The 21,564-nt window shown below is 55.9% G+C and carries 20 protein-coding genes; 6 read left to right on the top strand and 14 right to left on the bottom strand.

What is annotated here, in order from left to right; all coding sequences use genetic code 11:
- Positions 1-38: 38 nt before the first annotated feature.
- From ACKTS9_RS16040 to ACKTS9_RS15990, 11 genes are all read right to left on the bottom strand, one after another.
- Positions 39-1,373: an MATE family efflux transporter gene (locus ACKTS9_RS16040; RefSeq protein WP_407881803.1), complete on the bottom strand. Its 1,335-nt coding sequence runs from the start codon at positions 1,371-1,373 to the stop codon at positions 39-41.
- A gap of 18 nt (positions 1,374-1,391) precedes the next feature.
- A complete protein-coding gene (locus ACKTS9_RS16035) occupies positions 1,392-2,765 on the bottom strand; it encodes an MATE family efflux transporter (protein WP_349216438.1) in 1,374 nt (457 codons plus the stop codon).
- Positions 2,765-3,211, bottom strand: a complete 447-nt coding sequence (locus tag ACKTS9_RS16030; RefSeq protein ID WP_349216439.1) for a MarR family winged helix-turn-helix transcriptional regulator — start codon at positions 3,209-3,211, stop codon at positions 2,765-2,767. The genes ACKTS9_RS16035 and ACKTS9_RS16030 overlap by 1 nt, the downstream gene beginning before the upstream one ends.
- A gap of 159 nt (positions 3,212-3,370) precedes the next feature.
- Positions 3,371-3,604, bottom strand: coding sequence for a hypothetical protein (locus ACKTS9_RS16025; protein WP_349216440.1), 234 nt, complete (start codon positions 3,602-3,604; stop codon positions 3,371-3,373).
- A gap of 61 nt (positions 3,605-3,665) precedes the next feature.
- Positions 3,666-4,121, bottom strand: coding sequence for a GNAT family N-acetyltransferase (locus ACKTS9_RS16020; RefSeq protein ID WP_349216441.1), 456 nt, complete (start codon positions 4,119-4,121; stop codon positions 3,666-3,668).
- Between the two features lie 15 nt (positions 4,122-4,136).
- A complete protein-coding gene (locus ACKTS9_RS16015; protein ID WP_349216442.1) occupies positions 4,137-4,403 on the bottom strand; it encodes a pro-sigmaK processing inhibitor BofA family protein in 267 nt (88 codons plus the stop codon).
- Positions 4,404-4,444: 41 nt separating this feature from the next.
- On the bottom strand, positions 4,445-6,541 hold the full coding sequence (gene rnr / locus ACKTS9_RS16010; protein ID WP_407881802.1) for a ribonuclease R: 2,097 nt from the start codon (positions 6,539-6,541) through the stop codon (positions 4,445-4,447).
- A gap of 62 nt (positions 6,542-6,603) precedes the next feature.
- Positions 6,604-6,852, bottom strand: coding sequence for a preprotein translocase subunit SecG (secG, locus tag ACKTS9_RS16005; protein ID WP_349216444.1), 249 nt, complete (start codon positions 6,850-6,852; stop codon positions 6,604-6,606).
- A gap of 75 nt (positions 6,853-6,927) precedes the next feature.
- Positions 6,928-9,174 carry a DNA gyrase subunit A gene (locus ACKTS9_RS16000; protein ID WP_349216445.1) on the bottom strand — a complete coding sequence of 749 codons (2,247 nt, stop codon included), beginning with the start codon at positions 9,172-9,174 and terminating at the stop codon, positions 6,928-6,930.
- 21 nt (positions 9,175-9,195) lie between these two features.
- On the bottom strand, positions 9,196-11,175 hold the full coding sequence (locus ACKTS9_RS15995) for a DNA gyrase/topoisomerase IV subunit B (protein ID WP_349216446.1): 1,980 nt from the start codon (positions 11,173-11,175) through the stop codon (positions 9,196-9,198).
- Between the two features lie 80 nt (positions 11,176-11,255).
- Positions 11,256-11,957, bottom strand: a complete 702-nt coding sequence (locus ACKTS9_RS15990) for a hypothetical protein (protein ID WP_349216447.1) — start codon at positions 11,955-11,957, stop codon at positions 11,256-11,258.
- 248 nt (positions 11,958-12,205) lie between these two features.
- Between ACKTS9_RS15990 and ACKTS9_RS15985 the strand changes: the two genes are divergently transcribed.
- Together ACKTS9_RS15985 and ACKTS9_RS15980 are read left to right on the top strand one after the other, a co-directional pair.
- Complete coding sequence (locus ACKTS9_RS15985) at positions 12,206-13,579, top strand: aldehyde dehydrogenase (RefSeq protein WP_407881801.1); 1,374 nt, start codon at positions 12,206-12,208, stop codon at positions 13,577-13,579.
- Positions 13,580-13,592: 13 nt separating this feature from the next.
- On the top strand, positions 13,593-13,844 hold the full coding sequence (locus tag ACKTS9_RS15980; protein WP_349216449.1) for a kinase to dihydroxyacetone kinase: 252 nt from the start codon (positions 13,593-13,595) through the stop codon (positions 13,842-13,844).
- Positions 13,845-13,904: 60 nt separating this feature from the next.
- On the opposite strand, the gene ACKTS9_RS15975 is transcribed toward ACKTS9_RS15980, so the two are convergent.
- The 3 genes from ACKTS9_RS15975 to ACKTS9_RS15965 are packed head-to-tail and all read right to left on the bottom strand — an operon-like array spanning position 13,905 to position 17,341.
- The gene (locus ACKTS9_RS15975) at positions 13,905-15,179 is read right to left on the bottom strand and encodes an O-acetylhomoserine aminocarboxypropyltransferase/cysteine synthase family protein (protein WP_349214383.1); all 1,275 of its coding nucleotides are present in this window, start codon (positions 15,177-15,179) and stop codon (positions 13,905-13,907) included.
- Complete coding sequence (locus tag ACKTS9_RS15970; RefSeq protein WP_349214385.1) at positions 15,169-16,818, bottom strand: phosphotransferase; 1,650 nt, start codon at positions 16,816-16,818, stop codon at positions 15,169-15,171. The genes ACKTS9_RS15975 and ACKTS9_RS15970 overlap by 11 nt, the downstream gene beginning before the upstream one ends.
- Positions 16,811-17,341, bottom strand: a complete 531-nt coding sequence (locus ACKTS9_RS15965; RefSeq protein ID WP_349214387.1) for a hypothetical protein — start codon at positions 17,339-17,341, stop codon at positions 16,811-16,813. Before ACKTS9_RS15965 ends, ACKTS9_RS15970 begins: the two co-directional genes overlap by 8 nt.
- A 274-nt stretch (positions 17,342-17,615) precedes the next feature.
- Here ACKTS9_RS15965 and ACKTS9_RS15960 point away from each other — a divergent pair, with 274 nt between their 5' ends.
- The 4 genes from ACKTS9_RS15960 to ACKTS9_RS15945 are packed head-to-tail and all read left to right on the top strand — an operon-like array spanning position 17,616 to position 21,427.
- A complete protein-coding gene (locus ACKTS9_RS15960; protein WP_349214389.1) occupies positions 17,616-18,695 on the top strand; it encodes an ABC transporter ATP-binding protein in 1,080 nt (359 codons plus the stop codon).
- Positions 18,692-19,543: an ABC transporter permease gene (locus tag ACKTS9_RS15955; protein WP_349214390.1), complete on the top strand. Its 852-nt coding sequence runs from the start codon at positions 18,692-18,694 to the stop codon at positions 19,541-19,543. Before ACKTS9_RS15960 ends, ACKTS9_RS15955 begins: the two co-directional genes overlap by 4 nt.
- The gene (locus tag ACKTS9_RS15950; RefSeq protein WP_349214392.1) at positions 19,540-20,325 is read left to right on the top strand and encodes an ABC transporter permease; all 786 of its coding nucleotides are present in this window, start codon (positions 19,540-19,542) and stop codon (positions 20,323-20,325) included. The genes ACKTS9_RS15955 and ACKTS9_RS15950 overlap by 4 nt, the downstream gene beginning before the upstream one ends.
- A 22-nt stretch (positions 20,326-20,347) precedes the next feature.
- Positions 20,348-21,427 carry a spermidine/putrescine ABC transporter substrate-binding protein gene (locus ACKTS9_RS15945; protein WP_349214394.1) on the top strand — a complete coding sequence of 360 codons (1,080 nt, stop codon included), beginning with the start codon at positions 20,348-20,350 and terminating at the stop codon, positions 21,425-21,427.
- Positions 21,428-21,564: the final 137 nt, after the last annotated feature.

The raw sequence follows: 21,564 nt of genomic DNA, 5'->3' as shown, positions 1-21,564 counted from the left end.
TGCCCGGGACTTTCCGGACAGGAGGTTTTTTGATGGATTCAAGACTTGAGCATCTGTTTCCAGACGCCTTTTTTGTAAAACGCCAGCGACATGAGCGTCGCCACTACCCAACCAAGCGGCCAGGAGAGCCAGATTCCCCGTTCCTGCCAAATGCCGGAGAACAGAAATGCCAAAATCACACGCAGAATCAAGTCGGAAAAGGTTGCAACCATAAACGCCTTCATGGCGCCGCCGCCGCGCAGAACACCGTCTGCCATCAGCTTGATGCAAATGGCAAAATAGAAGGGCGAAATGATATGCAAAAATTCCACACCGGTCTCCAGCGCTTTTCCGCTCTCACTGGTCATGAACAAAAAGATCATCTGCCGGCCGAACACAAAGTAGGCAACGAAAAAGGGAACCGCCACCAGCAGCGTCATAATCACGCCCGCCCGGAACCCCTGACGCACCCGATCCGGTTTGCCCGCACCCAGATTCTGAGCCGTAAAGTTGGAAATTCCGTTGCCCAGAGTCGTAAAGCTGGTCAGCGCAAAGGTATTCAGTTTCACCGCGGCGGAATAGCCGGCAATGACAGAGGAACCGTAGCTGTTGACCAACCCCTGAATGAAAATATTACCCACGGAAATAAAGCTCTGCTGCAAAATGCTGGGCACGGCAATCAGCGCGATGCGGCACAGCATCGGCATGGAAAACAGCGGAGCCTGTCCCTCGGTGGGCACATCCCGCAAGCGCAGAACCACCGTCCACACCGCCAGAATACAGGCGATGCCCTGCGCAATGAAGGTCGCCCAGGCCACACCGGCCACACCCCATTCAAAATAACGCACAAAGATGTAATCCAGCGCAATATTCCCCAATGAAGAGCCGATCAGGAAATACAGCGGCGTGCGGGAATCGCCCAAAGCAGTAAAAATGCCCGTGGCAACATTGTACAGAAACAGGAAGGTAAATCCGCCCACGTAAATGGCCAGATACAAAGCGCCGTCCTCAAAAATATTGTCCGGCGTATTGACCATACGCATCAGCGCCCTGGTCCCCACCAGTCCGGCACCTGTCAGCACCACCGAAAGCGCCAGAGACGCCAGCAGCGTTGTGCTGACCGCGGTCTTCATGCGCGTATATTCTCTTGCACCGAACAAATTGGAGATGACTACGGAACAGCCGATGTTGCTGCCTACGGCAATGGCCATAAAAATCATGGTGATGGGATAGGACGCGCCCACAGCCGCCAGCGCGTCCTCCCCCGCGAACTTGCCGGCAATCACGCTGTCGGCAATGTTGTACATCTGCTGAAAAATCACACTGATAAACATAGGGATGGAAAAACGCCACAGCACAGAGGCCGGGCTCCCCTTGGTCAGGTCTTTGATCAAAAGAACGCCTCGCTTTCCTTATGCTTTCTGCGCTTCTTCCAGTGCGCGAATATGCTTCATTTCATGCCGAATCAGAAGCACGGTCGTAACAAACGCTGCAAAATCCGCCACCGGACCGGAGAACAGAATGCCGTCCATTCCCCACCGCAATGGCAGGATCAGCAAAAGCGGGATCAGGAACAGCACCTGCCGCGTAAGGGACAGCACCATGCCCTTTACCGGCTTTCCGATGGCAGCAAAAAAGTTGGAAGAAATCATCTGCACGCCATTGATGAAAATCATCATCAGAAAGATGCGCATGAACTTCACGGCAAATTCAAAATACAGCGCATCACCGGTTCCGAAAATGGAAATGATCTGTGTGGGAAAAAATTCAAACAGAACAAACCCCACGCTGCCCACCGCTACGCAGCAACTGACCGCCAGCTTGTAAATTCCCCGCACCCGATCGTACTGCCGCGCCCCGTAGTTGAAGCCGACAATGGGCTGCGATCCCTGGGAAATACCGATGATCACCGCCAGCAGAATGGCGTTTGTCTTCATGACGATGCCGCTGGCCGCCAGAGGAATATCGGTGCCGTATTCCGAAGCAGCCCCGTAGTAGGTGAGAGAATTGTTCAGCACGATCTGCACCAGTGTGATCGCCAGCTGGTTCAGGCTGCTGCTCATGCCCAGAGACGCAATGCGGATGCTTTCCTGCGGGCTCAGGCGGAACATTTCCCGCCGCAGCTGCACATGCTGGAAGCGCCCCAGGTACTGCACCGCCGCCAGAAAAGAAAAGAACTGACCAATGACGGTGGCCCAGGCCGCACCCGCTACACCCCAGCCGAAGACAAAGATGAAAACGGGGTCCAGAATGGTGTTGATCACCGCGCCCAAAAGCATGCAGACCATGGAATATTTGGGACTGCCGTCCGCACGTGCCAGATTGCTCATGCCGTTTGTGACGATCAGAAGCGGCATTCCCAGTGCAGTGATACGGGTGTAGCTCTCTGCGTAAGGCATGACATCCGGCGTCGCGCCAAAAGCCGTCAGCAGGATGCGCAAAAACAGCTCTACCAAAACGGTGTATGCAATTCCGCCAACGAGCATCATCAAAAAGGCATTGCCCACGACCCTGGCTGCCTTCTCTTTTTCGCCGGCTCCCAGATAAAGCGAAAAGCGCGATGCACTTCCGATGCCGATCAGAAGCGCAATGGCCATACAAATCGTCGTCAGCGGATATGCCACATTGGTAGCGGCGTTTCCGAGATAGCCCACGCCCTGCCCGATGAAAATCTGGTCCACAATATTGTACAGAGAGCTGACCAGCATTGCAATGATGCTGGGTACCGCAAATTTTTTCAGCAGCTGGGGCAGCGGTTCATACCCCAATGGATTGTCTTTGGTCATTATTTCTCTTCCTCCCCTGCATTTTGGCTTTCAATGCGCGCTACGGCGCTGCCTGCCACCCGCAGCAGAAGCCGGTTCAGAAGTGCTGTCTCTTCCTCGGTAAAATCCGCCGTCACGGCATGCTGCCAGTTTTCGCAGATCTCCTCGATCCTTCCGCAGGCCTGCTGTGCCCTGTCGGTCGGATACAACCGGCTGGTACGCTTATCCCGCGGATTCTGCTCCCGGCGCAAAAAGCCCTCTTTTTCCAAATAAGCTATGCTTCGTGTAACGTTGCTCGGATGGATGTGAAAGATTTCTGCCAGCTGATCCTGCTGCACTCCCGGACTGCGGCACACGCGCACAATGTACATGTGCTGACTGCTGTTCAGCCCTAACGGCGCCAAATGCCGGTCCAGATCCATTTTGGCATAGCGGTCCGCTACGGACAGCCATCTGATCCATTCCATCTTCATCGTTTTCCACCGCCTAAAAAGGATACGCCCGGGCTTGTCCGGGCGAACGGTCTTTATTATATCAAAACAAAATTGCTTGCGCAAGCAATTTGTTTTGTGCGTGTATATCCTTGTAAAAAATGCGCAGAAGCCACGGCTTCTGCGCATCTCAGTTCAGTGATTTTTCTTTCGCACAAAGACGGACAGTCCAATCAGGGCCGCGCCCACTGCCAGTCTGACGCACCCCTGCACAAAATGGGCCCGGCTGGCATCCAGTACCATTCGGGCGGTTTCTGCCGCACAGGAGGGCTCGCTCAGCACACCGGCCCAGTTGACACCCGCCACTACTGTGCCCACAAACCCCCAAAGCAAAATCAAAATTCCCGCAATTCTCAAAATCCTGCTCATTCAAGCGCCCCCTGCACCCCTTTTGGGGAAGGCAGTTTTTTGCAATCGGCTTGTCCCTCAATCAACCGTTCCGGCCTCTTAAAGGTTCTCTCAGGTCGCGCCCCATGGCAATATGCCAGGCGCCCGCATCCAGAAAGCGATTGCCAAAGGGACGGAAGCCCAGCGTTTCATAAAAGCCTTCCCTGCCGCACTGAGACCCCAACTCTGCCCGCCGTGCGCCCAATTCTCCGGCTTTGCGCAAAATCTCTTCCATCAGGCCGCGGCCTACCCCTTGTCCCCGGCAGCTGCGCCGAACACACACACGTCCCACATGAAGCACCCCCGGCTCCTGCCAGAAGATTCGGGCACAGCACACAGTCCCCTGTTCTGTGATACCCAGCACATGCAGGCTGGTTTGATCCTGCGCATCCATTTCATCTTCCAGGGCAAACCCCTGTTCTTCCACAAAGACTTCCTTTCGCAGATCGAACGCCTGCTTCATGCGTTCGTCCGAAAAAGCAAACCACTGGTATTCCATAAACAATCTCCCAAATCAAAACAGCACCCACACGCGTGCCAGCAGTAAAAGCACCACACCCGGTGCTCCCAACACCACTGCCACAAACGATGTGGCATAATTCAGCGCAATGGTCACCCCGGTAAATCCGGCCAGCAAATTAACTGCCCCCAAAGCGGCCGCGCCGCACCCCGCGCTTTTCAACGCGTTGAGCAAAGGGTGCTTTGTTCCACACAAAACTGCCGCCACCCCGGCGGTACATACCAGCGCCCAAAAAAGCGCAACTGTCTGAACGAATGTCATCGTGTTCACCTCACCGCATTCTATGCGGACAAGGGGAACAGTTATTCGCCTCGGGCAGGCTCGAAATCCACGTTTCCTGCAGCCACATCTACACCGGCAAGCGTCACGCGCATCCTATCGCCCACTGCCCAGCGGCGTCCGCCCAGCGGTTCCACCAGCGCTACGCCGTCAATCAGCTGAAGTTCCCGCGTGGAAAGCGCATCCGCCCGCACAAGGCCCTCCACCGTATTGGGAAGTTCCACATACAGACCGAAACTGGTGACCGATGCCACCACCGCGTCGAACTCCTCACCGATGAACTGCTGCATATACTCCGCCTTATAACAGTCATCAATATCCCGTTCCGCTTTCATGGCACGCACTTCACACTCAGAAGACTGAACCGATGCCTCGGCTGCAAAGCCCGTGAATTGCTGGCGGATCTCATCCGCAGATGCGCCCGCGCACAGCCGGCCCAAAATGCGATGAATCGCCAGGTCCGGATAACGGCGGATCGGCGAGGTAAAGTGAGCATAGTCTGCAAGCGCCAAACCAAAATGCCCCTTGGGCTGCGGCTCGTACTTGGCTTTCGCCATACTGCGCAGCACATTGGTGTGCACCGCCCGTTCCAGCGGCGTATCTCTTGTGGCATCCAGCAAAGCTGCCAGCTCTTTCACGGTGGGGGTCTCTCCTGCAAATCCGGCATCCACTTTCATGGCCAGCAAAGCTTTTTTCAACGCTTCCACCCGCTCGGCCTCGGGCTGGTCATGGACACGATACACAAACGGAATGTCTTTTTCCTTTGCCAGCCGCGCCGCGCACATATTGGCCAGCAGCATAAATTCCTCGATCATGCATTCGGAAACGCCCCGCACACGCTTTTCCACTCCTGTGCAGCGCCCGCTTTCGTCCACCAGAATCTTGGCTTCATCGCTCTCGATGTTCATCGCCCCCCGCTGCAGGCGGCGAGCTGCCAGTTTTTCGTACACTTCCTGCATCAGGGGCAATTGTTCCGCCACCTGTGCATACCGCACTTTTACCGCGTTGTCGGCAGAGCCGTCCAGAATGGCGTTTACCTCGCTGTACACGCCTTTTACCCGGGACCGAATAACCGTCTTGCAGAATTCGTAATCGATCACACCACCTTGTCTGTCCAGCTGCATCAGGCAGGAAAACGCCAGCCGATCCTCCCCTTCATTCAAGCTGCAGATTCCATTGGACAGCTGACGGGGAAGCATGGGCACTACACTGTCCGCATAATACACGGAAGTTCCGCGGCTGAAAGCCTCTTTGTCCAGCGCGGACCCGGGCCGCACATAATGGCTCACATCCGCAATGTGGACCCCCAGGGCATAGCCGTTTTCCGTACGGGTCAGAGAAATGGCGTCGTCGATGTCTTTGGTCGAAGCCGAATCGATGGTGAAGACAGCCCAGTCACGCAGGTCTCGGCGGCCTTTGCAGTCCTTCTCACGCAGCCGGGCATTTTCATAAACTTTTGCTTCTTCCTTCACCGACGCGGGGAAATGGCGGGAAATGCCCACACTGTACAAAAGCGCTTTGGCACAGTGAGAAGCCACATCTGCCGCGCCAAAGCGCATGGACACTCCGGCCCGGTGATCCGCATGGTTTTCACCGCGTTCCAAAATCTCCACCGCAGCCTTTTCCCCAACGCGAGCGCCGCCGTCCGCCCCCTTCTTGATGAGCAGCGGAACATGGGGGCAGGCGTCCGGCAGAAGTGCCAGGCGGCCGTCCAGCTTGGTCACCTCTCCGCAAAAACGCTTATTCTCCTCAGCGATGGCGATCACTTTTCCCTCCAGCGTACCGGCACGCCGGGGATGTTCATCCAGCGTCACCAGCACCAGATCGCCGGGCATGGCGCCCAACAGATATTTTCCGGGAATAAACACGTCGGCCCCGCCTTCCACCGGCTGGGCAAATCCAAACGTCCGCGCCAGTTTGGCCAGACGGCATTTGAGCGCCTTTTCCATATCCCGGGCTGCAACGCAATACATTCCGTCACGAACGAACACCTGCTTCTTTTTCACCAGTTCGTCCATCAGGCGGGTCACTTTTTTATCATTGCCCAGGCGCGCCTTCAGCTCTTTCAGGCGGCGAGGCTTTTTCTCCAGCTCTTTCAGGATTTTCCCTTTCAGACTCATAGCGGTCTCCTCCCGTCAATGTGCAAAAAGGCCCGCCATGCCGGCGGGCCTTGAATTTTGTCTTATTTTGTATAAATGCTGAATACACTTACCAGAATGGTCAGCACAAAGAAGATGATCGCAGCCACCTTCGTATATTTGGCCAGCAGGGTTTTCGGCATGCTGCTGCGACCTTCGGCCGCCATCATTTCACCGCCGCCGATCACGCCGGACAATCCTCTGCCCTTGGAATCCTGCAAAAGAACCATCACCAAAATGGCCAGGCTGCAAAAAATCAGCAGAACACCGCTGACGATCTCTAAAACACCCATCGTTAAACCTCCAGTCACATTAACGGATTCATCATAGCATGAAACAAAGAAAAAAGCAAGCCAGAAAACGGAATTTTACACAAGGCTGGTTTGTTCCGCCGTGTCCTCTGCCTTCAGCACCGCGCCCATGGCGGGCAGTGTGCGCACCCGGTAGCGATGGGGATCCGCCAATTCCATCCCCTCAGCCGGGCGCACTGACGTGATGCGGTGATTGCGCTTGAGCGTGATCACATTCACACCCGCCGTATTCTTGGTCTGCTTTTCCGGCACCTGGGCGGAGTGGACCAGCAGCATACGGCCCGCGCTGGTCTGGATGGCCAGCTCGCACTCATCGTGCAAATACGCGGCCCAGAACAGTGCAGCCTTGTCGCTGAACGCATTGACCAGCTTGCGGCGGTTCTGCTTGGTGGCATAGCTGGACATGGGGACCTTGGCGGCCTTGCCGTTCTCAAACAGGAAGAACATGTGGCCTTTGTAATCCTCCGTCACAGCCATGCAGACCGGCGTTTCGCCTTCTTCCATTCCCAGGCGCGCCGGGATGTAGTCGCCCATCAGGCTGGCCTTTCCATCGGCAAAATCGCCTGCACGGCATTTGTACACCTGACAGCGGTTGGTAAAGAACAGCAGTTCTGCGTTGTTTTTCGTTTCCTGCTGCAAAATGACCGAATCTCCGTCCTTGAGTTTCTGGTCGCCGGACATGCGCAGGCTCTGCGGCGTAATTTTCTTAAAGTATCCTTCGCTGGTAAAGAACACCGTCACCGGGTAATCCGGCATGGAATCCTCTTCCTCATCCTCTTCCTCGCTCTCCGCTTCGTAGAGGATCTCGCTGCGGCGCGCCTCGCCGTATTTTTTGGCAACGCCCGACAGCTCGTCGATGATGATGCGGCGGATCTTGGCCGGGCTGTCCAGAATTTCTTTCAGCCGGGCGATTTCCGCCTCCAGCTCTTCGATTTCCTGCGTGCGCTTGAGGATGTATTCCCGGTTGAGATGGCGCAACTTGATTTCGGCCACATATTCCGCCTGCGTCTTATCGATACCGAACCCGATCATCAGGTTGGGTACCACTTCGGCCTCTTCCGCTGTCTCGCGCACAATGCGGACCGCTTTGTCAATATCCAGAAGAATGGCTGCCAAACCCTTGAGCAGGTGCAGCCGCTTTTCCTTGCCGGTCAAATCGAAATAGGTGCGCCGGCGCACACATTCCGTACGGAAAGCAGTCCACTCGTTCAAAATCTCCCGCACGCCCATCACCCGGGGCATGCCCGCAATCAGAATGTTGAAGTTGCAGGAGAAGCTGTCCTCCAGCGGCGTCAGACGGAACAGCTTTTGCATGACCTTGTCCGGGTCCTGCCCGCGCTTGAGATCGATGGTCAGTTTCAAGCCGTTCAGATCCGTCTCATCGCGCATATCGCTGACTTCTTTCACACGGCCCGCCTTGACCAGTTCGGCGATTTTGTCCATGATGGCCTCCACCGTCGTGGTGGGCGGAATCTGCGTGATTTCCAGCATATTGCCGTCTTTTTCGTACCGGTAGCGGGCGCGCACCCGCACGCTGCCGCGCCCGGTCTCGTAAATATTTTTCAGTTCCTTCTCATTGTACAGGATGTAACCGCCGCCCACAAAGTCCGGCGCAGGCAACGTGGAGAACAGATCATGGTCCGGATCTTTGATCAGGGCAATGGTCGTCTCGCACAACTCGCGCAGGTTAAAGGAACAGATGCTGGAGGCCATGCCCACAGCGATGCCCAGCGTGTTGTTGGCCAGAATGGTGGGAAACGTAACCGGCAGCAGCGTGGGTTCCGTGGTGGACGCGTCATAGTTGGGCACAAAGTCGACCGTATCCTTATCAATGTCGCCAAACAGTTCAGCACACACGTCCTCCAGTTTGGCCTCAGTGTAACGCGAAGCCGCGTAAGCCATGTCCCGGCTGTAAGCCTTGCCGAAGTTTCCCTTGCCGGACACATACGGCACCAGAAGGCTCTCGTTGCCCCGCGCCAGACGCACCATGGTGTCATAAATCGCCTGATCGCCGTGCGGGTTCAAATGCATGGTGTTGCCCACTACGTTGGCGCTTTTTGTGCGCGCGCCTTTCAGCAGGCCCATGTCGTACATGGTGTACAGCACCTTGCGGTGCGCAGGCTTGAAGCCGTCGATCTCAGGCAGCGCACGGGAGACGATCACGCTCATGGCATAGGGCATGTAGTTGGTCTCCAGCGTTTCAGTGATCGGCTGCTCCAAAACGCTGCCCGCGGAGAGGATCTCCACATTGTCGCCCAGCTGCGGGCGAACGGGGCCTGTCTTTTTGCTTGATTTTTTCGCCATATTGCTCCCTCTTGCGTTTTATTAAGAAACGTCCAGCTCGTCCAGATATTCGCAGCCGTGCTGGGCAATGTGCTCCTTGCGGCCGGCCAGGTTGTCTCCCAAAAGCAGATCAAACACCTCTGCGGTCCGCTTGGCGTCTGTGGGCGTCACCTTGATCAGGCGGCGGCTGGCCGGATTCATCGTGGTCAGCCACATCATCTCCGGGTCGTTCTCGCCCAGACCTTTGGAGCGCTGAATCGTATATTTGGCATCGCCGATCCGCTCCAGAAACTCCGTTTTTTCCGATTCGGTGTAAGCAAAATACGTGTGGCCCTTGCTCTCGATTTCGTACAAGGGTGACTCCGCAATATAAACGTAGCCGTCTTCGATCAAAGTCGGCACCAAACGGTACAGCATGGTCAGGATCAGCGTCCGAATCTGGTAGCCGTCCACGTCCGCGTCCGTGCAGATGACGATTTTGTTCCAGCGCAGGTTGTTCACGTCAAAGCTGGACAGATCCTTTTTGGATTTGCCCCGCAGCTCCACACCGCACCCCAAAACTTTAATGAGGTCGGTAATAATGTCGCTTTTGAAAATCCGGTCGTAGTCCGCCTTCAGGCAGTTCAGGATTTTCCCTCGCACGGGCATGATTGCCTGATACTCGGAATCGCGGCTGGTCTTGACGGCGCCCATGGCCGAGTCACCCTCCACGATATACAGTTCCCGGCGGGAGAGGTCCTTGGAACGGCAGTCCACAAATTTCTGAACCCGGTTGGCGATATCGATTTTTTCGGTCAGTGCCTTTTTCGCGCCCTGACGCACTTTGTCCGCATGCTCGCGGCTCTGTTTGTTCACCAGAACCTGTTGGGCAATTTTCTGCGCCTCATCGGGCTTTTCCAGAAAGTACACTTCCAGGTTGTGTTTCAAAAAGTCCGTCATGGCCTGCTGGATGAACCGGTTGTTGATGGCCTTTTTGGTCTGGTTCTCGTAGCTGGTCTGGGTGGAAAAAGAGCTGGACACAAAAATCAGGCAGTCCTGCACATCTTCGAACTTGATTTTGCTCTCGTTCTTTTTGTACAGGCCCTTGCTGCGGAGATAGGCGTCAATTTGTGCCACAAAAGCCGTTTTGACCGCCTTGTCAGGGCTGCCGCCATGCTCCAGCCAGGAAGAGTTGTGATAATATTCCAGCAGCTGCGTCTTGTTGGAAAAACAGAACGCCGCACTCATTTTCACTTTGTAGTCCGGCCGGTCCTCCCGGTCGCGCCCCTCTGCCGTAGACTGGCAGAACTGCACAGGCGTCAGGCTCTCCAGATTGGCCACTTCTTCCACGTAATCCTCAATGCCCTTCTGGTAGCAGAACTCCGTGACCGTTCTCTCGGGGCCGCTTTCGTCGGTGAATACAAATGTCACGCCCGCGTTGACGATCGCCTGCCGCTTGATCACATCCAGGTAAGCCGACGAGGGAACATCGATGTCCGTAAACACCTCGCGGTCCGGTTTCCAGCGAATCCGGGAGCCGGTTTTGCGGCGGGTGCTGGGTTCCTTTTGCAGGCCGCCTACGTTTTCACCTTTCTGAAAATCCAGATGGTAATGGAATCCATCGCGGTACACATCCGCCGTCATCCACTCGGAAGAATACTGCGTGGCGCACAGGCCCAGGCCGTTGAGACCCAGCGAATACTCATAGTTTTCCGCCCCCGCGGTATACTTGCCGCCGGCATACATCTCGCAGAAAAGCAACTCCCAGTTATACCGGTTTTCGGCCTTGTTGTAATCCACGGGCATTCCCCGGCCGAAATCCTCCACTTCCACGGAGTGATCCTTAAATTTTGTAATGAGGATGCGGTCGCCGTAGCCTTCGCGGGCCTCGTCGATGGAGTTTGACAGGATTTCGAAAATGGAGTGCGCACATCCGTCCACTCCGTCAGACCCAAAAATGACGCCGGGCCGTTTTCGCACACGGTCGGCGCCTTTCAGGCTGACAATGCTCTCATTGGTATAAGCGGCGTTTTTCTTCGCCATCAATGTACCTCCTAAAAACACACAAAGGCGCCGCGCAAGCCCCTTGCAGAGCCACGCGCGGCGTAACGTTCATGAATCAATCAATAGCGCGGACCCGGCCGGCCGGACGCCGACATCACGTCGTCATCCTGCACGGGCAGAAACTGCATCCCCGCGTCATACATGGGCCGCTGAGGAGCCGAAGCACGCTGCGCATCGTGGATGGCCGCGATCAGAATTCCCTTGTCCGCCCCGCACTCCGAGCAGATGCGTTTTCCCTGCCCGACGTTGTAGTTGAAACCGCCGCATCCGCAGCGCCAGCCATCTTCCGCCTCTTCGGTATAATAGCTGATTTCCGGATTGCCAAGCGCCGCACGTACACTCGCCCGCTCATTGGCAGGCAGCGGACGCAGCTTCGGCAGGGCAACCGGCGTGCACCGCTTCAAGCTGTGCAGAATGCCGTCGTCGTATGTAACAGCCACCAGCTTCACTTCCACACTGCCCAGCGGCTCGTCGCACACAAAGACCGCATCATCGTACCCGAAGATTTCGCCGTTGCATGCATCCACGTTCTCGTAGGAAAAATCCTCTTCCCCAATCACTTCACCCTGACGGTTTTTGCAGCGGTAATGCGCCACAAAGCTCTGGATCGGGCGGGAATAAAAGTTTTTGAATGTCAGCGTGACCACTGTGCTTCCGGTCGAGTCCATCCGGAACAACTCTACCTGCACAAAATGGACCGGACTTCCTTTGCAATAATAGCTCGCGCGGGATTGCGCAAGCGGTGTAAATGTTTCGCTCATAGGATATGCACCACCTTAGCGATTCATTTTACCATAAAAAAACGCCGTCGGCAAGCCGTTCTGTCGTTCTCTGCCGCGCAAATGCCCCCAACATCGCCCCTTCGCCCGGCAAGATGGCCTGTTTCCAGCGTCCGCAACTGTCATTTTGCTGTTTATCCTGCGAATCTTTCCTTTTTCTTCCGTTTTGCATGCTACAGTTGGACTGTATGCCATTGTATGCTATACTAAGGCCACGGGAGGTACCGTTTATGAATCACATCGAGACACTTTTGGCCGCACAACGCGCCTATTTTCAGCTGGGGAACACACGTTCCCGGGCATTCCGAATAAACGCGCTCTCTTCGCTTGAGCAGGCGGTGCGTCAAAACGAAAACGAGCTCTGCCGCGCTCTGGAGCAGGATCTTGGCAAATCTCATTACGAAAGCTATATGTGCGAGATCAGTCTGGTGCTGGAAGAGATTCGTTTTGCCAAGCGCCATCTCGCCCGTTGGATGCGGCCGCGCCGTGCGCCGGTTTCCGCCAGCCAAATGCCTGCGCGCGGGTTTGTGATCAGTGAACCTTTGGGCACCAGCCTGATCATGAGCCCCTGGAACTATCCGGTTCTTCTGTCTCTGGAGCCCTTGGTGGGCGCGATCGCCGCCGGGTGCTGCGCCATTGTCAAGCCCAGTGCCTACGCCCCTGCCACCAGCACCGCCCTGCGGGAAATGCTGGAAAGCTGTTTTCCCGCGGAACACGTGGCGGTCGTGGAAGGCGGCCGCCAGGAAAACGCCGCGCTTTTGGAACAGCATTTTGACAAGATCTTCTTCACGGGAAGCGTGGCCGTCGGGAAGCTGGTCATGGAGAAAGCCTCCCGTTTCCTGACGCCGGTCACCCTGGAACTGGGCGGCAAAAGCCCCTGCATCGTGGATGAAACTGCAGACATTGCCCTCAGTGCGAAGCGCATCGCATTCGGCAAGTTTCTCAACGCCGGTCAAACCTGTGTGGCCCCGGATTATATTCTTTGCCAGGAAAGCGTGAAAAACGCTCTGCTGGAGGAACTGGAAAAGTCAATTCACGCTTTCTTCGGGGACGACCCTCTGTCCTGGCCGGATTATGGCCGCATCATCAACCAAAAGCATTTTGAACGGCTGTGCGGCCTGCTGAACGACGGTCTGTGCGTCTGCGGCGGCCAGACCGACCCGGAAACCCTGCGCATCGCCCCCACGATTCTGGATGGCGTCACCGAGCGGATGGGCGTGATGCAGGAAGAAATTTTCGGGCCGATTCTGCCTGTTCTCACTTATCGCAATTTAAGAGATGCCATGGAATTCATTCAGAGGCGTCCCAAACCGCTGGCGCTGTATCTGTTCACCCGCAGCAAAGAGCATGAAAAAGCGGTGCTTGGCCAGTGCAGCTACGGCGGCGGATGTGTAAACGACACCATTCTCCACCTGGCCTCCAGCCACCTCGGGTTCGGCGGCGTGGGTGACAGCGGGATGGGTGCATACCACGGGAAACAGAGTTTTGACTGTTTTTCCCATCAAAAGAGCATTCTGAAAAAGGCGGCGTGGCCGGACCTGTCCCTGCGCTATCAGCCCTACACTTCCAAAAAGGAAAAAATGCTGCATCTGTTTCTGAAATGAGGGATGAAATCGTATGCTGGAATACAAATTTGACACACAGCTTCTGATTGAAGGTGAAAATCTATCGGAAGACGACATTCATGACTACATCCTGCAAAACATTCCCGGTGACTGCCTGCTGGCCGTGGGGGACGAGGATTTGATCAAAATCCATTTTCACACCAACGTCCCCTGGAAAGTGCTGGAGTACTGTGCCGGTCTGGGCGAGATCCACGATATTGTGGTCGAAAACATGGAGCGGCAGACCGGCGGCCTGCACGGATGATTCCCCTGCCAAAGAAAACGGGCGGGCGGCTTTGAAAGCCGCCCGCCCGTTTTTTACTTTTTAAAGGCCCTCGATGGCCGCAAATCCTTTTTTCAGATCATCAAGAATGTCATCCACATGCTCGCATCCCACGGACAGACGAATCAGGCCCGGAGTGATGCCCGCCGCCACCAGCTGGCTGTCCGTCAGCTGACGGTGCGTTGCGGATGCCGGATGCAGAACGCAGGTGCAGATGTCTGCCACATGCACCACGTTGTTGGCCAGCTGCAGGCTGTCCATCCACTTCACCGCCACTTCCCGGCCGCCTTTCAGTGAGAAAGAAATCACGCCCGAGCAGCCATTCGGCAGATATTTCTGCGCCGCCGCATGGTATTTGTCGCCTTCCAGGATGGGATAATTGACAAACTCCACCTGCGGCTGCTCTGCCAGGAACTGCGCCACTTTTTCCGCGTTGCGGCAATGGCGTTCCATCCGAACCGCCAGCGTCTCCAGGCCCAGATTGGTCAGGAATGCCGCCTGTGCGGAAGGATACATTCCAAAGTCGCGCATCAACTGCACACGCGCCTTGGTGATATAGGCCGCTTTGCCAAACTGTTTGGTATAGGTGATGCCATGATAGCTTTCGTCCGGCTGGCACAATTCCTCAAACTTTCCGTTCTCCCAGTCAAACCGGCCGGAGTCCACAATGACTCCGCCCACCTGCACGGCATGGCCGTCCATGTATTTGGTAGTGGAGTGGGTCACAATGTCCGCACCCCATTCAAAGGGGCGGCACAGAACCGGCGTAGCAAAGGTGTTGTCCACAATCAAAGGCACACCATTGGCGTGGGCCAGCTTGGCAAACTTTTCAATATCAAACACACTGATGGCCGGGTTGGCAATGGTCTCACCGAATACCAGCTTGGTGTTCGGGCGGAACGCTTTCTGAAGCTCCTCCACCGGAGCGTCCGCGTCCACAAAAGTGCAGTCAATGCCAAATTTTTTCAGCGTGACCGCAAACAGATTCACTGTGCCGCCGTAAATGGTAGACGTGGTTACAAAGTGGTCACCCGCCGTGCAGATATTCAGGACAGCCAGCAGATTGGCCGCCTGACCGGATGTGGTGCACAACGCGCCCACACCGCCCTCCATGGCGGCAATTTTTTCCTCAACCGCGGCCACGGTGGGGTTGGAAATGCGGGAATACATGTGGCCGTCCGCCGTCAAATCGAACAGCTGTCCGATATGATCGGTGGAATCATAGGTGTATGTGGTGCTTTGATAGATGGGCAGCGCTTTCGGATCGCCGTTGCCCGGTTTATAGCCCTCGTGCAGGCATTGCGTTTCAATGTGCATGGTTTTCTTTCCCCTCTGTCATGCTGTATTTTTTCACAATGGCGCCCATCTCTTCCCAATGAGCTTCCATTTCAGAAACAAGTTTGAACTGCGTGCGGGCCCGCTCCAGATTGTGTGTGGAATGCGTGACCTTGAAATAAGTGTCACCCTGAAGATAATCGGTCAGGAAACGAATGCCGCACTCCAGCGTCATCATCTTCGCGCCCCAGGGCAGATATTCCTTTTCCATGTCGGTCAGCGCACTGCCGGCCGTCTCCAGATATCCTTTGGTATACGCCTCGAACAGTTCCAAATCAAAATGAACTTTTTCCAGGTCCGGTTCATCCTCCCGCGCGGTGGAGGCACCGAAGCGGATGGAATCTCCGTAATCATTCAGCGCAAGACCCGGCATGATGGTATCCAGATCGATGACGCAAAGTCCTTCTCCGGTGTCCTTATCAAACAGAATGTTATTCAATTTTGTATCGTTGTGCGTCACCCGCAGGGGAAGGCGTCCCTGCTCCAGCAGGTCCATCAAGACCGCGCAGTCCCGGGCATGGGCCTGCACAAAGGCCGTCTCCGGTTTGCAGGTGCGCGCCCGGTCCCACACATCCCGCTCCAGCGCGGTTTCAAAATCCCGCAGGCGCTTGCGCGTATCGTGGAACTTTTCAATGGTTTCGTGCAGTGTCTCGGCCGGATAATTCTCCAGCTCCCGCAAAAATGCCCCAAAGCTCTTTCCGGAGTTGTAAAAATCCTTGGGTGTGCGCACACTCTCGATGCATACGGAGTCCGGAATGTAGTTATAGCAGCGCCACGGGCCGCCGTCCGCATCCTCAAAATAAGGCGCGCCTGTTTTCGTCTTGATATAGTTGAGGGTCTCCCGGTCCGCGTCGCCGCCGCGGGCCAGAATGCGGGCGCGCAGATATTCGGTGACGCCGAAAATATTCTCCATCACTTCCTGCGGTTTTTTGAACACCTCTGTGTTGATGCGCTGAATCACATAACTCAGCGTGCCCGCTCCGTCTCCCAGGTACACCGCATACGTATCGTTGATGTGTCCGGACCCGAACGGCTTCACGTAACTTGCCACCTCGCCCAGCTTAAAGGCAAACAGGGCGTCCTCCAGGTTGCGGTCTTCCACACCCAAGATGCTGCGCCGGGTAGAATAGACGGTCTCGCCGGCTTCTGTACGGCTGCACGTCTCCATGTGGCACCAGGCCTTGATGGTGGAATGAAGGTTGATATGCACGCCGTCCTCCAGCCGGTTGTCATGATCCACCAAGGCGCCGCTGTTCACAAGGCAGGCCTTGCCCAGCACCGCATTGGTATTGACAATGGCCCCGTGCAGAACCAGACAGCCCTCTCCCAGAACAGCCGAGGGGCTGACAATGGCGGAAGGATGGATCACGCAGGGAACGCTGTATCCGGCTTCCAGCAGCTTTTCCGTCCAGGAAAGGCGCAGACGGTTGTCGCCGAACGCCGCCACTGCCTGCGAATATTCGCCCGTCAGCGAAAGATAGTCCGTACAGCGCCCGACCACCGCAGAACTGTGCACCGCATCATCCAAAAAAGCGATCTGATCCCAACATCCCTGCGCGGCAGCTACTTCGCCAACCATGCGGCCCAGACCACCCGCGCCGAGAATCAAAAGCTTAGACATGAACAGGTCCTCCTTGTTTTGGCTCCGCTGCGCGCCCAATCACACAGCCGGAATCCACTTTTGTGCGGGGCGGCAGAACATTGCCTGCCTTGACCACCGCGCCCGGCGCCAGATGGCAGTAAGCACCGATATCACAATCGTGATCCGCCACAGCGCCCATGTTGATGATTGCGCCGGTCCGCACCACTGTGCGCGTTCCCACACATCCCATGGGAAGCACCACCGCACCCGGTTCCAGCACGGCAGACGGGCTGACATACGCCCGCGGATGGACCATGGCCGGCACAAAAAAGCCTGCCAACGTCAGCCGTTTCAGCCAGGATGCACGCAATTCATTGTTTCCGAACGCGGGATATGCGTAAGGAAATCTGCTCAGAAACGACTCGTACTGTCCGCAGATGCCCAGAATATCCTCTCCTGTCTGACTGTCGTCCAGAAAAGCAATGTGGTCAAAGGAAAAAGACGCCGTCTCCGCAACGGTGCGGCCATAACCGCCCGCGCCCAAAATCAACAGATTCTCCACACAGCATTCTCCTCTCGGCGAGTGCTCGCCCGTTTTGATTTGCGCTTGTTGTTCTTTTATCTTATCACAAATACCCCTCAAAAAACAGTCTTTTTCACCCAGAGTCTTTGCACGATCGGGCGCAAACTTCACTATATTTGTATTGTTACACAAAAAGCAAGCCTCAGCGCCCCCATTTTTCAGCAGGAAAGGGCGTGCTCTTCTTTTAAATTTTTGCTATACTTATAAAGAATATTCGGAACAGATCCACCCATCGGGCACAGAGAGGATATCTATGAGCGAAACAATTCTTGCATTGCAGAACATCACCAAACATTTCGGCAACACACAGGTGCTGCGGGGCATTGACCTGGAAGTACAGAAGGGCGAATTTGTAACGCTTCTGGGGTCTTCCGGGTGCGGTAAAACCACCACACTGCGCATCATTGCAGGGCTGGAAACACCCGACAGCGGCAAAGTGCTTCTCGCCGGGGCCGACGTCACAGGCGCGGAGCCCAACAAGCGGGATGTAAACACCGTATTTCAAAATTACGCCCTGTTCCCTCACATGACAGTGGCAGCCAACATCGGATACAGCTTAAAACTGAAACGGGCGGACAAAGAAGTCATTCGCCGCGAAGTATCACAGGCCTTGGAACTGGTGCAGCTGACAGGGTACGAAAAGCGCCTGCCGTCTGAACTTTCCGGCGGCCAGCGCCAGCGTGTGGCTATCGCCCGGGCGCTGGTCAACAAACCCAGCGTACTTTTGCTGGACGAACCGCTGGGTGCACTGGACCTGCAGCTGCGCCGCCAGATGCAGCTGGAACTGAAGGCGCTGCAAAAGCAGCTGGGTCTGACCTTTATTTACATCACCCACGACCAGGAGGAAGCGCTGAATATGTCCGACCGCATCGCCGTGATGCGGGACGGCCGGTTTGAACAGATCGGCACACCGGCCGAGGTCTACGACCATCCCCGCACCAGCTATGTGGCCCGCTTTGTGGGTACAGCCAATGTGCTGACCGGCTGCGTGGCCGAGCAGAAGGACGGCGTGGTGCGAATGACCTGCGCCGGCGGCTGTGCGGGCGCAGCGGACGCCGGGCACACATTCCGCCCGGGACAGCCGCTTTCGCTGGCAGTGCGCAGCGAACAGGTGGAGTTCACAACAGACCCCGGTGCCTGCGGCCTGCCCGCAACCGTGCGGGAAAAGAGTTTCGCCGGTGGCATGCTGCGCATCGCGCTGGCGCTTCAGGACGGCACGGAACTGGTGGCCAGCCGCCATGGCATTGACATTGCGGTGGAACCCGGCGATCAGGTGCGTGTGACCTGGGACCCCGCCCACGCGGTACCGGTAGACGTGGAGGCAGCCGTATGAAGAAGCGCTCAAAATTATGGCTGACGGTGGTGCCTCTGTATGTGTTCACCCTGCTCTTTGTGCTTGGGCCCATGATCTATATGGTGGTGCTCAGCTTTCAGACACGCGCAGAAGTGTGGGGCGTCGTGAACGAGTTCACGCTGGACAACTACAAAAACATTTTTCATCCGGTCTATCTGCAGACCTTTGCCGAGTCCTTCAAACTGGCCATCACCAGCACGCTGTTCATTGTGGCCATTGGGTATCCCTTCGGCTATTTCATGGCCAAACTGTCGCCCGTGTGGAAAAAGCGCATGATGCTCCTGTTGATGATCCCTTTCTGGACTTCTTCGCTGATCCGCATGTATGGCTGGATCATCATTTTCCGCGCCAACGGCACGCTGGATAAACTGCTGATGGGACTGGGGCTGACACAAAGCCCGCTGAAACTGCTGTACACCTATCCGGCTGTTGTGGTGGGCATGGTGTATGCCCTGCTGCAGTTTATGATCTTTGCCGTGTATTCCAGCGCAGAAAAGCTGGACTGGAGTTTGGTGGAAGCCGCCCGCGATCTGGGCGCCTCTCCCTGGCAGGCTTTCCGCACAGTAACGCTGAAGCTGACCCTGCCCGGCCTTTTGTCCGGCGTGATCCTTACCTTCATCCCCTCCATGGGTCTGTTCTTTATCGCAGACATTCTGGGCGGCAACAAAGTGGTGCTGGTGGGCAGTCTGATTCAGGACCAGCTGATGAAGGCGCACAACTGGCCCTTCGCCGCTGCTTTAAGTGTGGCGCTGATGATCATGACCACCCTGATGATCGCACTGTACAAACGGGTGACCCATTCTGAGGAACTGGAGGGACTGCTGTGAAAAATCGTACGTTTCTGCCGAACCTGTTCCTTGGCATTGTCACTGTCATCTTTTATCTGCCCATCGTGCTGGTCGTTCTCTATTCGTTCAACGAAAACAAACTCACCAGCGTTTGGAGCGGCTTTTCCCTGAAATGGTACCAGATGCTTTTTCAGGACAAAGCGATTTTTGAGGCACTGGGCAACAGCATCTTTTTGGGCATCTGCGCCAGCTTGAATGCAGCGGTCATCGGCACTTTGGGCGCAGTGGGCTTTACCCGCATCCGCTCCCGCAGCAAGCGCCCGGTGGAATATCTGTCCATGCTGCCCATTATGATTCCCGAAATCATTCTGGGCATGGTGTTCATGGCCTTTTTCTCCCTGCTGGGCCTGCCCTTCGGCATGACCACATTGATTCTGTCCCATACTGTTTTCTGCATTCCATATGTTTACATGCTGGTGAAAGCCCGTCTGGTCGGGATGGACCCGGGCTTGGTGGAAGCTGCCCGCGATCTGGGCGCCAGCGATGTGCGTGCTTTTTTTGACGTGACCCTTCCCCTGCTGGCGCCAGCCATTGCATCCGGCATGTTGCTGAGTTTCGCCATGAGCTTTGACGATGTAATCATCAGCATTTTGGTGACGGGCGTCAACGTGAACACGCTGCCCATTCTGATTTATTCTCAGTTGAAAGTGGGCGTGACCCCGGAGATCAACGCGCTGTGCACTCTGATGCTGGCCGCCACGATTTTCCTGGTCGCTCTTTCAGCGGTGCTGGGACGGCCGCGCCGTTCCAGACATCGATAAATTTGTTTTTTGGAGGTTTGTTATGAAAAAAGTTTTTGCATTGGCTTTGACCGGCGCCCTGTGCCTTTCTCTGCTGGCCGGCTGCAGCAGCGCCGCATCCGGGTCCGGCTCCGCCACCGCAGCGGCCGGCGAGCTGAACCTGTTCGCTTTTGGCGAGATGTTCCCCCAGGAAGTGCTGGACGACTTCACACAGGAAACCGGGATCAAGGTGAACTACTCCACCTTCGACACGGACGAGACTATGCTCTCTCGACTGGAAACTTCCAAAGGCGGCGACTACGATGTGGTTATCGCGGATGACTACATTATCAAGACCGCCATTGACGAGGGTCTTGTCAGCGAGCTGGACAAAGACCAGATCCCCAACCTGAGCAACGTGAACCCCGTCTACCAGGGGCAGTTCTTTGACCCTGAGGACAAATACACCGTTCCCCATGGCGCAGGCGTGATGACCATTGTGTATGATCCCGCACTGGTCGGGAAAGAGATCACCAGCTATGAGGATCTGTGGGACGCATCTCTGGCTGACAACCTGGCCATCATCGGCAACTATCGCGTCATTGACGGCATGGCGCTGAAGCTGATGGGCGAAAGCTACAACGTAGAGGACCCCGCTGTGATTCAATCCGCCGGCGAAAAGCTTCTGGAACTGGCACCCAATATCCGCGCCATCCAGGATGCCAACACGCAGGATCTTCTGATCTCGGGCGAGGTGGCCGCCGCGGTTATGTACACCAGCCAGACGTATCTGGCCAAAATCAACCGCAGCGATCTGGAGATTGCTTATCCTTCCGAGGGACTCGGCTTTGGTCTGATGGCTCAGTTTGTGCCGGTGAACGCCCCCAACAAGGACGCAGCCTACCAGTTCATCAACTATCTGCTGGACCCGGAAGTGAGCAAACAGTGCTTTGAATATATGGGTTACTACTGCACCAACCAGGCGGCCGAGGAATTGTTCGACGACGCCACCAAGGAGCTGCTGGTGCTGCCCGAAGACTTTTTGAGCAGTAACGACATCGAGATGATCCAGCCCGTTTCTGCGGAGGCGGAAGAGGCGCATATGCAGGTCTGGACCGAGTTCAAATCCGCCTGCGGCCAATAAGATTCGCATTCCAAAACAAAAACCGGAAGGCAGAAGCCTTCCGGTTTTTTGTTTTAAGGGTGAATTATACTATCAAGTGCAACACTTTAGGGAAATAAAAAGGAGTTCATACAGCCCCCTGTGGTAGAATGAAGTTA

Origin of the sequence: Owariibacterium komagatae, assembly GCF_045865535.1 — a bacterium.
GTDB lineage: Bacteria > Bacillota > Clostridia > Oscillospirales > Ruminococcaceae > Ruthenibacterium > Ruthenibacterium komagatae.
The sequence above is the reverse complement of the archived record's forward strand: the minus strand, read 5'-3'. Positions and strand labels throughout refer to the sequence as shown.